Raw genomic sequence first — 14204 nt, 5'->3', positions numbered from 1 at the left:
CTTCACCATTTTGTCACACTTTACATGATTTCATGTAAAATAATGAAAAAGAAAAATACTTTCTTTTAACCTCTTGACAGCTTTGCATTTAAGGTCTAATGTATTGAACTATCAACAAAAATAATCACACACACACTTTACAGCGTTGAAGTCTTAAAGTGAGAAAACTCTGAATTATTACAGAGTTTCGCTGTGAACCATTCGAAAATTATAAGGAGGGCTTATCGTTGTCAGAACTAGAGGTATTGCGTTCAAAAATTGAGAAAACGACGTTACAAATGTTAGAATTATTAAACGAACGAGGCCGGATTGCACAAGAAATCGGTAAATTAAAAGAAATGCAGGGCACTAAGCGTTTTGACCCTGTTCAAGAAAGAAAATTATTAAATTTATTAGCTGAACATAACGAAGGCCCATTCGATACGTCGACGGTCCAACACGTATTCAAACAAATTTTCCAAGCAAGCTTAGAGCTTCAAGAAGACGATAACAGAAAGGCTTTACTCGTATCAAGAAAGAAAAAGCCTGAAGATACAATCGTTTCTATACTTGGTGAGAATATTGGTGATGGAAACGCTCATTTCATCATGGGGCCTTGTGCGGTTGAAAGTTATGAGCAAGTAAAATCAGTTGCTCAAGCAATGAAAAAACAAGGATTGAAATTACTGCGCGGCGGAGCGTTTAAACCACGTTCATCACCATACGATTTCCAAGGTCTTGGCGAAGATGGCTTAAAAATCTTGCGTCAAGTTGCGGATGAAGAAGGTTTGGCAGTGATTAGTGAAATCCTTCATCCAAATCATATGGAAATGGCATTGAAATACGTTGATGTCATTCAAATCGGAGCAAGAAACATGCATAACTTCGAATTGCTAAAAGAAGCGGGAGCTGTGCGCAAGCCTGTTCTCTTAAAACGTGGACTTTCGGCAACAATTGAAGAATTCATCTATGCTGCTGAATACATTATCGCGCAAGGAAACGATCAAATCATTCTTTGTGAAAGAGGTATTCGTACGTACGAAAGAGCAACAAGAAATACATTAGATATTTCAGCTGTTCCTATTTTGAAGAAAGAAACACATTTGCCTGTTGTTGTTGATGTTACGCATTCAACAGGACGCAAAGATTTACTTCTTCCATCTTCAAAAGCAGCGCTTGCGATTGGAGCAGACGTTGTTATGGCTGAGGTTCATCCTGATCCAGCCGTTGCATTATCTGATTCAGCTCAACAAATGAACATTGATGAGTTCAATGCATACATTGAAGAATTAAAAGATTTCGCAAAAACACTCAAAAAAGCACCAGTAAATATTTAATAATGCAAGAAGCGGACTCAAATTGAGTCCGCTTCTTTTAATTTTAAACTGCCTTTTTATCGGCTACTAAAACCGTTTTTGTTTTTTTCGACGGTAACATATTAAAAACAATATTTAAAATTATTGCCGTCATACTTCCAGCTACAATTCCGTTGCTTGTTAATATTTGCATACTATTCGGCAACTGTGCAAAAAGATCTGGAACAACCGTTACACCTAACCCGATTCCGATTGAACATGCAATAATCATCGCGTTTTCTTGTGAATCTGAAATGACCTTACTTAGCATTTTTATTCCTTGTGAGATGACCATGCCAAACATGGCAACCATCGCGCCTCCTAAAACGGAATTCGGGATAATCGTTGTAATTGCCCCGATCTTTGGAATAAAACCAAGCGTAATCAGCATTCCACCTGTAATAAAGATAACATTCCTAGATTTTACACCGGACATTTGAATAAGACCGACATTCTGTGAAAATGTTGTATAAGGGAAAGCATTGAAAAAACCGCCAAATAAAATCGCAAGCCCCTCTGCCCGATAACCTTTCGAAAGATCTTCTTCTGATAAATCACGTTTACAAATATCACCGAGTGCAAAATAAACACCAGTGGATTCAACAAGGCTGACCATCGCAACAAGAATCATCGTTAAAATGGCAGACCAATGAAATGTTGGTGTTCCGAAGTAAAATGGTTTAACGAGATGAAACCATGATGCATCTAGAACTGGGCTGAAATTCACCATTCCAGCAAAAGCGGCAACAATCGTCCCTACTAATAAACCTAATAATATTGAAATTGCTTTTATAAAACCAGTAGAAAAACGATATAGTAATATAATAAATATTAATGTCCCAAATGCGAGACTGATATTTTTCATTGATCCAAAATCAGCTGCTCCACTTCCTCCACCCATATTGTTGATCGCGACAGGTATAAGTGTAATCCCAATTATCGTTACTACTGAACCTGTTACAACTGGTGGAAAAAAGCGAACTAATTTGCCAAAAAACTGACTAATTAACACAACGAATAGTCCAGAAACGAGAATTGAACCATAAATGGCTGAGATTCCATATTCTCCTCCAATGGCAATCATCGGTCCAACTGCTGTAAATGTACAACCAAGAACAACAGGGAGCCCAATTCCAAAGAAACGATTACTCATTACTTGAAGAATGGTAGCAACTCCACACATTAATATATCAATTGAAACTAGATAGGTGAGCTGTTCAACAGTAAGACCAAGCGCACCTCCAACAATGAGGGGAACGATCACTGCCCCCGCATACATCGCTAATACATGCTGCATGCCGAGGGCCGATAAACGGAGCTGCTTCTTCATTACTTAACATCCTCCTCAATAAAAGTAACGATTCCACCTTCAAGGGATTTAATAATGGCAAGGGATTCTACATTCAGTCCTTTATTTCTCAGCAAGCTTCCACCATCTTGGAAGCCTTTTTCAATGACAATACCTGCACCAACACAGCTAGCATTTGCTTGTTCGATCATATCGAGTAAGCCAAGCACAGCTTGTCCATTCGCTAAAAAGTCGTCAATGATCAGAATTCGATCCTCTTCGCTTATAAAATCTTTTGACACACAGATTTCATTCGTTTCATTCTTTGTAAAAGAATGAACCTGTGCGACATACATATTATTTTTTAAAGTTAATGATTTTCGTTTACGAGCAAAAACAACGGGAACGCCAAGCGTTAATCCAGTCATTAGAGCTGGAGCAATACCAGATGACTCGATTGACAAGATTTTTGTTATGCCAGCATTGGCAAATCTTGCTGCAAATTCTTCTCCCGCCGCTTTCATAAGCTCTGGGTCCAACTGATGATTTAAAAAGGAATCCACCTTTAAAACCGTATCTGAAAGTACAGAGCCTTCCTTAATGATTTTGTCCTTTAATAATTTCACTATTTTTTTCCCCTTTCAAATATTTGCCAAAGAGCAATAAAAAAAGCCCAAAGGCGATGGCATCCAAACATAAAAATGAGTGGAGCAATGTCCTTCGAGCTTATATTCGAAAGAAAAAGGTTGTAAACGAATGTACACATGACCTTCACTGCTCACCCATAGTCGATTTGTTTACGGCAAATCGGTAGAAACTTGCGAGCCATATTCTCGCGATTATATGAGTGAATGCATAATAAGAATGTTCTTAGTATAACATGATTTGATCGAGTTGCAATATTATTTCAACATAACAAAAGACGATTTTGCAGGAACAGGAAGAACCTTCTCTACTTCAGGTAAAATTGTATCCCTTTCGTCCTTACTCATCCAAACATGAACTGTACCTTTATCTGTTGAAGTTCTTACTAATCTTCCAATTCCTTGTTTTAGCCTTAAAAGCATGTAAGGAAGATCCACCTCTTCAAATGGAGATTGCGCAGCATTCCTCTTTGCATCAAAAACAGGATCAAATGGTGGAAACGGAAGAGAATCAATCATAACATTTTCCAGTGCAGACCCAGGAATATCCAACCCTTCCCATAGCGTATATGCGCAAAGAACAATCTGATCATCATTTTGAAATTGCTCAATTAATGTACTAATTTCAGCGTCCCCTTCAAAGACAACAGGATATTCTTTATATTCGATTTGTGCCACGTATCGTTTAAATTGAGCAAGATCCGATTGATGATTAAAGAGAAGTAAGGACCTTCCTTTCGCTTCATTAATCGATCGCAACATGTTTTTCCATTTATTCTCTTTATCGTCCTCAAGATGTAAAGATATTTCCATTTGCTCTTCATACTGAAACGGAGATTCAACGGTTAATGATAAATAGTCTTTAATCCCTAAACTATTACTCAAGTAGGAGAAATCCCCATCATTTGAGAGGGTTGCGGAAGAAAACACATAAGGTATTTTTTGTGAAAACACTTGATTACTTAAAATATCACTGACAAGTCTTGGCATGATCACAAGCGTTTGACTAGCTGAATATTGCTCAAACCAAATAATCCCTTTTTTATCTTCAATAAGCAATGTCAAAGAAAAGATGATTTGATCTAGATATTCTTCAACGATTTTTAATTCATATTCGTCAATTGTATATAATTCTGATTCAAATACGAGCTCTTCTGATAATTGATTGATTTGTTGCAAAAGTGCTTTTGCCTGGGCGATTAATTCAGTCGTTTTACTTAGCTCCATTCGATCTGAACCGACAACAGGCTTTGCAGATGCAGATAGTGCAGCAAACAACTCCATATTCAACTCTAGGACATGTTCAATCGAAAAAAGTGTACTCTCTCTTACATCATTTTCTTGAAGGCGAATAAGCAGTTGTTCCAACGTTTCAGCCGTAATTCGATATGTTAATGCTTTTTGACTAGCAAATTCTAATAGATGCCCTTCGTCAAACACGACACTGCTTGCTTCCGGCAATAGAGGAAGTTGCCCCTCTCGTTTGCGCGCATCCTTCGTCCAAATATGCTCCATATAAAAATCATGGGAACAAACGATGATATCAGCAGCTTTTCGATAATAATCACGGTGAAGTGTCTGGCCACAGCGATGTCTTTTCGAACATGATACACAATCTTGGAGTGAGTCCCATGCTACATTTGCCCACTCTTCTTCAGTAACATAAGGATAGTCTTTACGATCGCCATATTTATCAAAGTTCATCATCGATGAATTCTCGTGGACAAACGCAGGTAACTCGTCATGAATATCTAAATACGTGTCAGAATCTGATTGATTGATCACTTGATCTAATTTTTGCAGACATAAATATTGCTCCCTTGACTTTGCCAGCCTAACATCAATCGGAAATCCTAGTGCCTTCTCGATCTTTTTAATGTCACCTTCTTTTTTTACAAGCTGCTCAATCAATGATTCATCCGCACACGCAATGATCGCTGGCTTCCCTGTATATCTTGCATAAGCGATCGAGTATAAAAGGTATACGAGCGTTTTTCCTGTGCCAACACCCGCTTCAGCGAACATGACTTTTTTCTCTGAAAAAGCCTTTTCCAATTGAAAAGCCATAAAGATTTGCTCATCTCTTAATTCAAAACCTTTGTCTGGTAAAATATCATAAAACACATCTCCAATCCAATCTTGGAGATGTTCATAAAAAGAACGATCTTTCGATAATTCAAATGGTAATGCTGGACGCATAACATATCCCCCAGTAACAACAATGTATTAACCAATATGAAACGCAAGTGCAATAGCACTTGCGTGTAATTGAAGCTTCCATAGATGTTCAGTTTTCTATTTCTGCTTAAGTAAATGTCAGAACGGGATTATTAATTGCCTGTTCATGCAGGAAAATGATTGATTCTATCTTCTTTTCTGCATTAATAAATGGTGTAAGGCACTATGTAATCCCTCTTTTGCTTCATCCAAACGTTCTAACCCTTGTTCTGTTGCACTTTCATCATTCGCTACTGCATCGTAAGACGATTGAAGTGCGTTTGATATTTTTTGCAAATCATCTACATAAGAATGCATACCCCTCACCTCGCACGGTAAAATATACATCCAGTATATTCAGTAAAGGGGATTCTTATTCATGCTTATTTTCTTGGTGGTCTTGGCCCCCAAAATTGGTATAAATCTGTTCGAATAAAACCGTTGAACAGCTTTCTTTTTTTTGTTGCCTTCTTCCCGTATAATTGTTCAAATTCTGGATGGGACGTTAAGAAATAATACGACCAAGTATCAAACTTTTGAAAGGCGTGACCAATTTCCTTGTACATCTTTTCAACGATCTTTTTATCTCCTAGCCGCTCACCATATGGAGGGTTTCCGAGCATAACACCATATTCACTTTTCGTTGTAAAATCCTGCGCACGCATTTGCTTAAATTCGATCAAATCCCCAAGCCCGGCTTCAAATGCATTAGCTTGTGAAATTTCAATCATTCTATGGTCAATATCTGTACCAGATATATTCAGCTTTTGATCATAATCAGCTACATCCTCTGCTTCCATCCTCGCATCTGCCCAAATCTTTTCATCCATCCACGGCCATTCTTCACCTAGAAATTCTCGATTAAATCCTGGAGCGATGTTTTGCCCAATTAGTGCTGCTTCAATCGGGATTGTGCCTGATCCGCAAAATGGATCATGAAACGGGCGTTCTGGATGCCAATTAGTTAGCTTAATTAATGCAGCAGCAAGTGTTTCTTTTATCGGTGCCTCTCCTTGTCCTGCTCGATAACCACGCTTATGCAATCCCGCTCCTGATGTATCAATTGTAAGCAATGCCTTATCTTTTAATAACGACACTTCGATTTTAAATAATGGTCCTGTTTCAGCAAGCCATGTATCTTTTTTATAAGCGGTTTTTAGCCTATCAACAATCGCTTTTTTAACAATAGCTTGACAGTCAGACACACTGAATAAGGTTGATTTTACCGACTTCCCTTGAACGGGAAATTCAGCATCGACAGGGAGATAATCTTCCCAGCGCAATGCCTTCGTTTTTTCAAAAAGCTCTTCGAATGTTCTAGCAGGAAATTCGCCAACGACGATTTTTACTCGGTCCGCTGTGCGCAGCCATAAATTCGTGCGGGCAATTGTTAATTCATCGCCAGTAAAAATAACTTTTCCATTTTCCACTTCACATTGGTAACCAAGCTTTCTTACTTCGTCTGCAGCAATAGCCTCGATTCCCATAGCGGTCGTTGCGATTAGTTTAAATTTTCCCATCTTCTTCTCACCTTTATTTTAATTGATTTGAAACCGATTCACGTGATCGTCTTTTCAATGGATCAGTGAGACGGAGAGAAAATCGTATCATTTCCATTATTATGTAAGTTTAGCACATTTTAAACACGGAATAATGCCCTTCTTCATAAAAAGAAGGGCATGTCTTTGTGCATTAGCCTATTATAACATTCATGTAAGCCATGTTCTGTACCTTTGTACTGCAAGCGGTCAAAGGTGGACCTCGTACTCCGGCGGTAATCATCTATCTGCAAGATCATCATATCTTGCCTCTTTCCTCGTTCGTTTCCTCAGAAAGAGTGCCTCTACCAAATTTTGAGTTGCTCGCTCATGGGGTTTACCTCGTTCCACCTTTGCTGTTTCCAACAAAGCTCCGTCACTGTGGCACTTTCAAGGTAGTCACACCATATCAAGAAGACGTAGGTGTTTTCCCTGCCGTCAGCCCCGTTTATACCGAGCTGCCCTGACTTATTGTTTCGTCAGGCATGAACACTACAGGCATCACAGCACTGTGCGAGCATGGACTTTCCTCTACCGCATGATGCGGCAGCGATTACCCGAATGTTATCGTAGCACCGACTTTTAATTGTAATCGTATTTGCTTATAATTGCAATGGTAAATTCGTGAAACTTATTCATCTAATTTACTGCCGAAAACATGTTTTTCTAAATTTGATAGCCGCTTTAAAATATCAAAATTCGTTGTTCCTGCCGGTTGTACAGGCTGTCTACGAGATTGATCTTCAAGCTGTTTTTTTAAGCGCAAGTTTTCTTGCTGCAAATCATCAACCGTTTGATGCATCACTTCATAATCTTTAATAATTAAATCTAAAAATTTATCTACTTCTTCTTGTTTATAACCACGGAAGCCAGTTTTAAATTCTTTTTCTAAAATTTCTTTTGCCGTCATTTTTAATTTATCAGCCAACATTCAAAACATCACCTCGACATTCACCCTACATTATGTATATTCTTTCAAAATTTAGCCATTTTGTCAAAAGTTATCCTCATCAACAATCGCTTGCAGATCATAAAAATCAATTGTTCTTATCTCATAAGGTTGTTTTTCCCGATAATTCTGAGCAAGTTGATAATAATATTTAGGTGACCCTTCTTTTTCCTCATCATAAAGTATAATCGCCCCATTCGTTTTTTCAAGAAAAAATTGATTTTTATTTCGAAATTGCCAAGGTGCCGTATAAGGCTGTTTTGATAACGATGCAACATAGTCGGCATGGGCAATCACCTTTTCATATAATTGCTGATTGTCTTCATTCCATTTTTCTTCCTGATGCAAAAATGGCGTAATAACAGCAAGTTTTAAATCTGGGTATTGATCTTGCAAAGCGATTAAAGCCTCTGCCCCCCAAAGCTCGACTCCTTGTTGACCGGAAATAATCACCCATTCAAGCCCTTCTTCGGCTAATTGTGCAATCTGTCTTGATAATAACTTTTTTATGTATTGTACAGCAGGATCACTGTTTTTGTATATACCTAATTCAAATGATTTATATCCAGTGATAGCCACGACTTTTAGCAAAATGAGTCCTCCACTTTCTTAAACATTTATTTAAATGAAAAGCAAGGATGAAAATAACTTCATCCTCGCTTTTATTTATAGCATATTAATAAGGGAATCCTGGGCGAGGACCACAGGATCCTGGACGCGGGCCGAATCCTGGTCCTGGACCCATTCCCATCGGCCCTACTCCCATTGGACCCGGTCCTGGACCCATTCCTGGACCCATTCCCATTGGTCCTGGACCCATTCCTGGACCCATCCCCATTGGTCCTGGTCCAAATCCTGGTCCTGCTACTCCACCAACTCCCGGTCCTGGACCGGGCATCACAACTTGCTCATTTGTCACTTCATTTACAAAAGACTCAGTGTGTGGGAAATAATGTTGATGGATAATATTTTCATGATTGACATGTGTTGTATGTGAAGGATGGATTTCCGGCACAATAATATTATTACAAGAATGTTTTACACAGCACTTTGTTGGGTGAACAACGGCAGGCATAACACACGTAGGACAACCACATTTGTTAAACATGTACATAGCTCCTTTCTTCTCGTTTATCTGTTTACACTTACACTCTATGTGAATAGTCCAATACATGTACTAATGGAAATACCTATTTTTCCGTCTTTTACCCATTCAAATTTTGACGATTTATATAGCAAAATAGATAAAAAAACGTCGACTACTGCGCTTGCCCGGGAAATGATTGAAATTTCTCTAATTTCCCATGAAGGCGCTTCATTCTTTTATTTCCTGCTAAAACGAATGGATCAGCATGATCAATTTGACCATTATTCGTCTGTTCATGAACCATTATTGCGCTTTCTGTATAAGCGAGGGCTTTTTTGTAATCTTTATATTGATGCTCCATTAATTTGGCAAGCTCGATGAATGCCTCTTTTCGGATTCGTTGATCATTTCCTTGCGTTGCTGTGAGCCATAATTGTTTTGCCTTGTCATAGTTTTTCTTCCGTTTATAATAATATGCCAGCTCATATTCAGCCGTGATATCCTCATTCATCGCAAGTTCAAACGTTGAAGCTGCTACTTCACGTTCACCAATCGCATTAAACCATTTCCCAATAAACACTTTTTCTTCCGCTGTTTGCTGCGGATCAAGGCAATGTATTTGAAAGGTTAAGTGAGTATATAACGTAATTAATGACAAAATATCCAGTTCATTATGCTTCATTACTTTTAAGATTGCTTCTGGATTCTTTCTTTCAACATAATCAAAATAAATCATTGGCGCCAAATAGCCTGGCACATCATCTTTTCTTGTCACACCGAGAATATGTTTTTCAACATTAACGAGCTTCACTGATTCAAGCTTATTTTTCCACAATCTTCTCGCCGCATGATATAAGTCAAAATGACCGAAGTCTGGCAATTTTGGTACATGCTCTTTCACAAATGTATGACGAGTTTTTACTTGTGGCCAGTCAAATGCTTTTCCATTGTATGTAACGAGCGTTGTATAATCAACCGACTCTAAAAAACTTTTATATAATGGAACTTCAAACCCTGGCTCAGGTAAAAAATGTTGTCTTACGATTACTTCATGATCAATAACGCGAGCATGTCCTAATAAAAAAATTGTATTTCCCGCTCCGCCATAAAGACCTGTCGTTTCCGTATCAAAGAAAAACAAATCCGATGGTCCCATCCCTTTCGTTGAAAGTGGGTGACTCCCCTCAAATTGATTCCACTGATAAACAGCCGTTATAAAATCTGAAAACGAATAGTTCCCATGCACATGATGCAATGGATAACGTTTCTCCCGAATAAAACAAACAGCATCCTCATCTTTATACGTAACGACCCCAGCTTCCTTCCATACGTTTTCATAATCGTGTGGATAATCGAAGCCAACTTTTTTGCTTTCTTGAATGCTTACATCTGAGTCTCTAATAATATGTTGCTTAAATCGCTTTAAATGGTTTGTAAGAGACACTCAAATCCTCTCCTATTTAGACTGCTAACTTTCCAGTGCATTTTGCCATATTGCTAATAAAGTAGTCGTAGCCTCTTTTGCACCTTTCTCTATCTGATCCGTACCAATACATGATGGACAGCCATGATCACAACGACAGTGAGCAATCATCTGATTCGTCGCCTGAATGATTTCCGGCATCTGTTCATATACTTTCTCACTTAAACCGATGCCTCCTGGGTATTGATCATAAATAAAGATTGTCGGCTTTTCATTATGAGTCGCCTTTATTTGTGGAACTACATGAATATCAGCTGGATCACACATAACAAATAAAGGAATCATCGCTTTTAACGCATGTGCCGCCCCAATCATTCCAACCTCAAGATCCGCGATTCGGTTATCGATTAATGGCTCATTCATCGATAGCCAAGCCGCGCTTGTATGCAATTCAAGTTCTGGTAGATGGATTGGCCCCGAGCCGATATTTTCATGCGTGTCAAATTTGATCTTTTTGAAAATAGTGGCCATCGCATTAACGGTCACATCTCCATAAGCCATTTCAGCTAGTGGAGTATGTTTATGCTTATCCATTTCAAGAACTTTTAATTGGACAGCTAAATTGGCATCTGTAAAATAATCGACATCCACTTCCGTTACGAAAGCTTTCTTTTCATCCCAATCAAGATACTCTACTTGGTATTGCGTCCCTTGATGCAAGTAAATCGCTTCATCGTGCAAAAGCGTCAAAGCGCTAAACGTGTCCATTTCCCCAATCACCTTTACATGCGCTTGATCTGTCCGATCAACGATGACAACATTTTCTTGCGAAGCCGATCGCAAACTAATATTATGGGCGGGGAATGAATCATTCATCCAATACCATTTATCTCCATTTTGATGCAATACGCGTTCTTCTGTTAAAAATTGTAATATTTCCTTTATATCCAACTTACCAAATTGTTCTCCATCACTAAAAGGAAGCTCATATGCAGCACATTTAATATGATCAAGCAAAATAATCAAATTATCTGGATTAATCCTCGCTGTTTCCGGAGACTGTTTCAAAAAATATTCCGGATGCTCGATCACATATTGATCGAGCGGTGCAGAGCTGGCTACCATAATGACGAGTGACTCCCCCATCCTGCGACCGGCTCGTCCCGCCTGCTGCCATGCGCTGGCAATCGTCCCTGGATAGCCCGCCATAATACAAACTTGCAATTGTCCAATGTCTACTCCTAGTTCTAACGCATTCGTGCTTACTACTCCATAAATGGACCCATCGCGTAATCCTCGTTCAATTTCCCGGCGTTGCGTCGGTAAATACCCGCCGCGGTATCCACGAATCGATTTTGGCCCTAATTCTCTTAAAACGAGTTCTTGTAAATACGTTAAAATTATTTCAACCCTTACCCTACTTCTCGCAAAAATAATCGTTTGGATTTTTTGCTTTAAGAATTCTGAAGCAAGTTTTCTCACTTCCAATGTTGCACTTCTGCGAATGTTTAACTGACGATTAACAATCGGCGGATTATAAAAAACAAAATGTTTTTTCCCACTTGGCGCCCCATTACGATCAATTAAGCGCAGCTTTTCGCCCGTAAGCCCTTCCCCTAACTCTTGCGGATTGGCAATGGTCGCTGATGTGCATATAAAAATAGGATTTGCTCCATAAAAGCGGCAAATTCTTTTCAATCTCCTTATGACATTTGCCACATGGCTTCCAAAAACTCCGCGATAAATATGTAATTCATCAATAATAATAAATTTTAAGTTTTCAAATAAGGCTACCCATTTTGTATGATGCGGTAAAATGGCGGAATGAAGCATATCTGGATTCGTAATAACGATATTGCCCGCTTTTCTTATTTTTTGCCGAATATTCGCTGCCGTATCTCCGTCATATGTATAACTATTAATCGGAAGATCACCGAAATCAATCAATTCATTCAAATCCGCCTTTTGATCTTGGGCAAGCGCCTTTGTCGGAAATAAATACAACGCACGTGCCGATTGCTCTTTAATCATTGTTTGTAAAACGGGTAAGTTATAGCATAAACTTTTCCCGGACGCCGTCGGGGTAATCGCAGTAAAATGTTGTCCCTCCATCGCTGCCTGAAAAGCTTCCTCTTGATGAATGTATAATTCAGAAATCCCCTTCTTTTGCAATGCTTCTGCAAGAGATGGATGAAGTTCTCTAGGAAACGGTGCCGTTTTTGCTTGTCTTTCGGGGATTGTATGCCAAGAAATGACCCGATCGCGAAAATCGGCATGATTTTTTAGATTATCTATTAATTGTTGAAATGAATATCGCTTGATCATCAACATCACCTCTTCACTCTAGTATAACGAATGAGCGTTCGCTTTGGAATGATTACTTTTTTAAGTTTACCGATTTTCATCAATAATTAAGGATCTTTTCTATGATGTGGTCTTTTTTAGGATCGAAACATTATATATTGACAATTTTAGGTATTAAAAAAAGTACGGTTGGTAGTGAGATGGAGGTGTTGATTTCCGTTCTGCCTGGAGCGGAAATTAACAGTATTATGTATCCTTTTAAAAGATTAAAATAGGCATCCAAAAATTCATTTTTTGGATGACGTTTTCATATAAAGGTCAAGTTTTATTTTTGGGTAAACTTAAATTTGTTTATGAAAATAAAACAGGAACCGGTCTCCCGATTCCTGAGCTACACTTTAAAAAAACTGCCTAATCCCTTTGCCATATTGGAAACTTGCGTGAGCGCATTGACAAGCTGCCCAGTCGTATTCACCATTTTATTTACATCAAACGAACCATCCTGTGATTTAAAGGAATTCATAAACGATCCCTTTTTATTAAGCTGAGACTGATTGGGCCCTGGCATTGGTTTATGATATGGCTGACCATAAGATTGATTGTATTTTTGTTGGTTGCCATACAAATAATCTTCCTCCGGCTGTAACGGATTTTGAAATAGTCCATACCCTTGCTCACTCAAGCCGTATTGCATCGTTGGATTCATTTGAAATGCTGCATATGGAGGATACATCCCTTGATTGACTGGCATTCCTCCATAGCCTTGCATCCCCATGTATTGGTTGCCAGGATGAAAATATGGTTGTTGCGTCGGATATGGTGCCGGGGAATAAGGGTAATAATGATTACGTCGCATCCTGATCATTCCTCCTTGTTCATCGCTAATAACTGTTCAAAAGACCGATAATGAAATAGCATATTGTAACGTACTACCCAAACGTCCTCTTATACTTATAGACTATGTGCGATGATCACAGCAGGTGAGCGTCAGAAAATGGTTCTTCTCTCATTTATCTTCCAGTTCATCAAGCATCCTTTTTAGCACAAATTCAATCGATTGAATATGATCCTTCATTTTTTTTAAGCTTGTTGAAGGAAAAAAGGCTCTAACTGAAACCATTTGAATATTTTCCGCCGTGTTTTTTATTTGAAGCGGATAAATATGCTTTGGTTTATTTTTAAGGAGCCATTTAACTGCTTCCGGCTCCCATCTTACCACACACTCTTTAACAGCATCCGCAAATGGTTTTACTTCTTTATAAAAATCACCTTCAACTCCCGTTTCCCTACCTTGTTGAAAATGTTGTGATGCCTGTTGGTTATATTCATAAAGCTGACTCGTCAGCAAATATAATTCACGTTGATCCACTGCTTGCACCCCTTCCTAAGGAATTAAAAAAACAGCATAAAAACTATGCTG

13 protein-coding genes, 1 other RNA gene and 1 riboswitch are annotated in these 14204 nt (G+C 38.6%); of the genes, 1 reads left to right on the top strand and 13 read right to left on the bottom strand.

Going from position 1 to position 14204, the window contains the following annotated elements:
• Nucleotides 1–227: 227 nt before the first annotated feature.
• The gene (locus KHA95_RS17245; RefSeq protein ID WP_213138799.1) at nt 228–1316 is read left to right on the top strand and encodes a bifunctional 3-deoxy-7-phosphoheptulonate synthase/chorismate mutase; all 1089 of its coding nucleotides are present in this window, start codon (nt 228–230) and stop codon (nt 1314–1316) included.
• Nucleotides 1317–1359: 43 nt separating this feature from the next.
• On the opposite strand, the gene KHA95_RS17240 is transcribed toward KHA95_RS17245, so the two are convergent.
• From KHA95_RS17240 to KHA95_RS17180, 13 genes are all read right to left on the bottom strand, one after another.
• Nucleotides 1360–2664, bottom strand: coding sequence for a nucleobase:cation symporter-2 family protein (locus tag KHA95_RS17240; RefSeq protein ID WP_213138798.1), 1305 nt, complete (start codon nt 2662–2664; stop codon nt 1360–1362).
• Nucleotides 2664–3248, bottom strand: a complete 585-nt coding sequence (locus KHA95_RS17235) for a xanthine phosphoribosyltransferase (protein WP_213138797.1) — start codon at nt 3246–3248, stop codon at nt 2664–2666. Before KHA95_RS17235 ends, KHA95_RS17240 begins: the two co-directional genes overlap by 1 nt.
• 139 nt (nt 3249–3387) lie before the next feature.
• Nucleotides 3388–3489: riboswitch (purine riboswitch) on the bottom strand.
• A 35-nt stretch (nt 3490–3524) separates the two neighbouring features.
• The gene (locus KHA95_RS17230; RefSeq protein ID WP_213138796.1) at nt 3525–5465 is read right to left on the bottom strand and encodes an ATP-dependent DNA helicase; all 1941 of its coding nucleotides are present in this window, start codon (nt 5463–5465) and stop codon (nt 3525–3527) included.
• Nucleotides 5466–5630: 165 nt separating this feature from the next.
• Nucleotides 5631–5801 carry a hypothetical protein gene (locus KHA95_RS17225; RefSeq protein ID WP_213138795.1) on the bottom strand — a complete coding sequence of 57 codons (171 nt, stop codon included), beginning with the start codon at nt 5799–5801 and terminating at the stop codon, nt 5631–5633.
• A 65-nt stretch (nt 5802–5866) separates the two neighbouring features.
• On the bottom strand, nt 5867–7003 hold the full coding sequence (locus tag KHA95_RS17220) for a THUMP domain-containing class I SAM-dependent RNA methyltransferase (RefSeq protein ID WP_213138794.1): 1137 nt from the start codon (nt 7001–7003) through the stop codon (nt 5867–5869).
• A gap of 189 nt (nt 7004–7192) precedes the next feature.
• Nucleotides 7193–7586: RNase P RNA component class B (gene rnpB, locus KHA95_RS17215), an RNA gene on the bottom strand.
• Between the two features lie 66 nt (nt 7587–7652).
• Nucleotides 7653–7952 carry a cell division regulator GpsB gene (gene gpsB / locus KHA95_RS17210; protein ID WP_213138793.1) on the bottom strand — a complete coding sequence of 100 codons (300 nt, stop codon included), beginning with the start codon at nt 7950–7952 and terminating at the stop codon, nt 7653–7655.
• 63 nt (nt 7953–8015) lie between these two features.
• Complete coding sequence (locus tag KHA95_RS17205; RefSeq protein ID WP_213138792.1) at nt 8016–8561, bottom strand: SLOG family protein; 546 nt, start codon at nt 8559–8561, stop codon at nt 8016–8018.
• 85 nt (nt 8562–8646) lie between these two features.
• Complete coding sequence (locus KHA95_RS17200) at nt 8647–9078, bottom strand: spore coat protein (protein WP_213138791.1); 432 nt, start codon at nt 9076–9078, stop codon at nt 8647–8649.
• Nucleotides 9079–9229: 151 nt separating this feature from the next.
• On the bottom strand, nt 9230–10501 hold the full coding sequence (locus KHA95_RS17195; protein WP_213138790.1) for a ribonuclease H-like domain-containing protein: 1272 nt from the start codon (nt 10499–10501) through the stop codon (nt 9230–9232).
• Between the two features lie 24 nt (nt 10502–10525).
• Nucleotides 10526–12805 (bottom strand): DEAD/DEAH box helicase, encoded by a 2280-nt coding sequence (locus KHA95_RS17190; protein WP_249317026.1) that lies wholly within the window; start codon nt 12803–12805, stop codon nt 10526–10528.
• A 370-nt stretch (nt 12806–13175) separates the two neighbouring features.
• Nucleotides 13176–13640 carry a YppG family protein gene (locus KHA95_RS17185; RefSeq protein WP_249317024.1) on the bottom strand — a complete coding sequence of 155 codons (465 nt, stop codon included), beginning with the start codon at nt 13638–13640 and terminating at the stop codon, nt 13176–13178.
• A gap of 150 nt (nt 13641–13790) precedes the next feature.
• Complete coding sequence (locus tag KHA95_RS17180) at nt 13791–14153, bottom strand: YppE family protein (protein ID WP_213138788.1); 363 nt, start codon at nt 14151–14153, stop codon at nt 13791–13793.
• Nucleotides 14154–14204: the final 51 nt, after the last annotated feature.

The organism is Bacillus sp. FJAT-50079 (assembly GCF_018343515.1).
Lineage (GTDB): Bacteria > Bacillota > Bacilli > Bacillales > Bacillaceae_C > Lederbergia.
The sequence above is the reverse complement of the archived record's forward strand: the minus strand, read 5'-3'. Positions and strand labels throughout refer to the sequence as shown.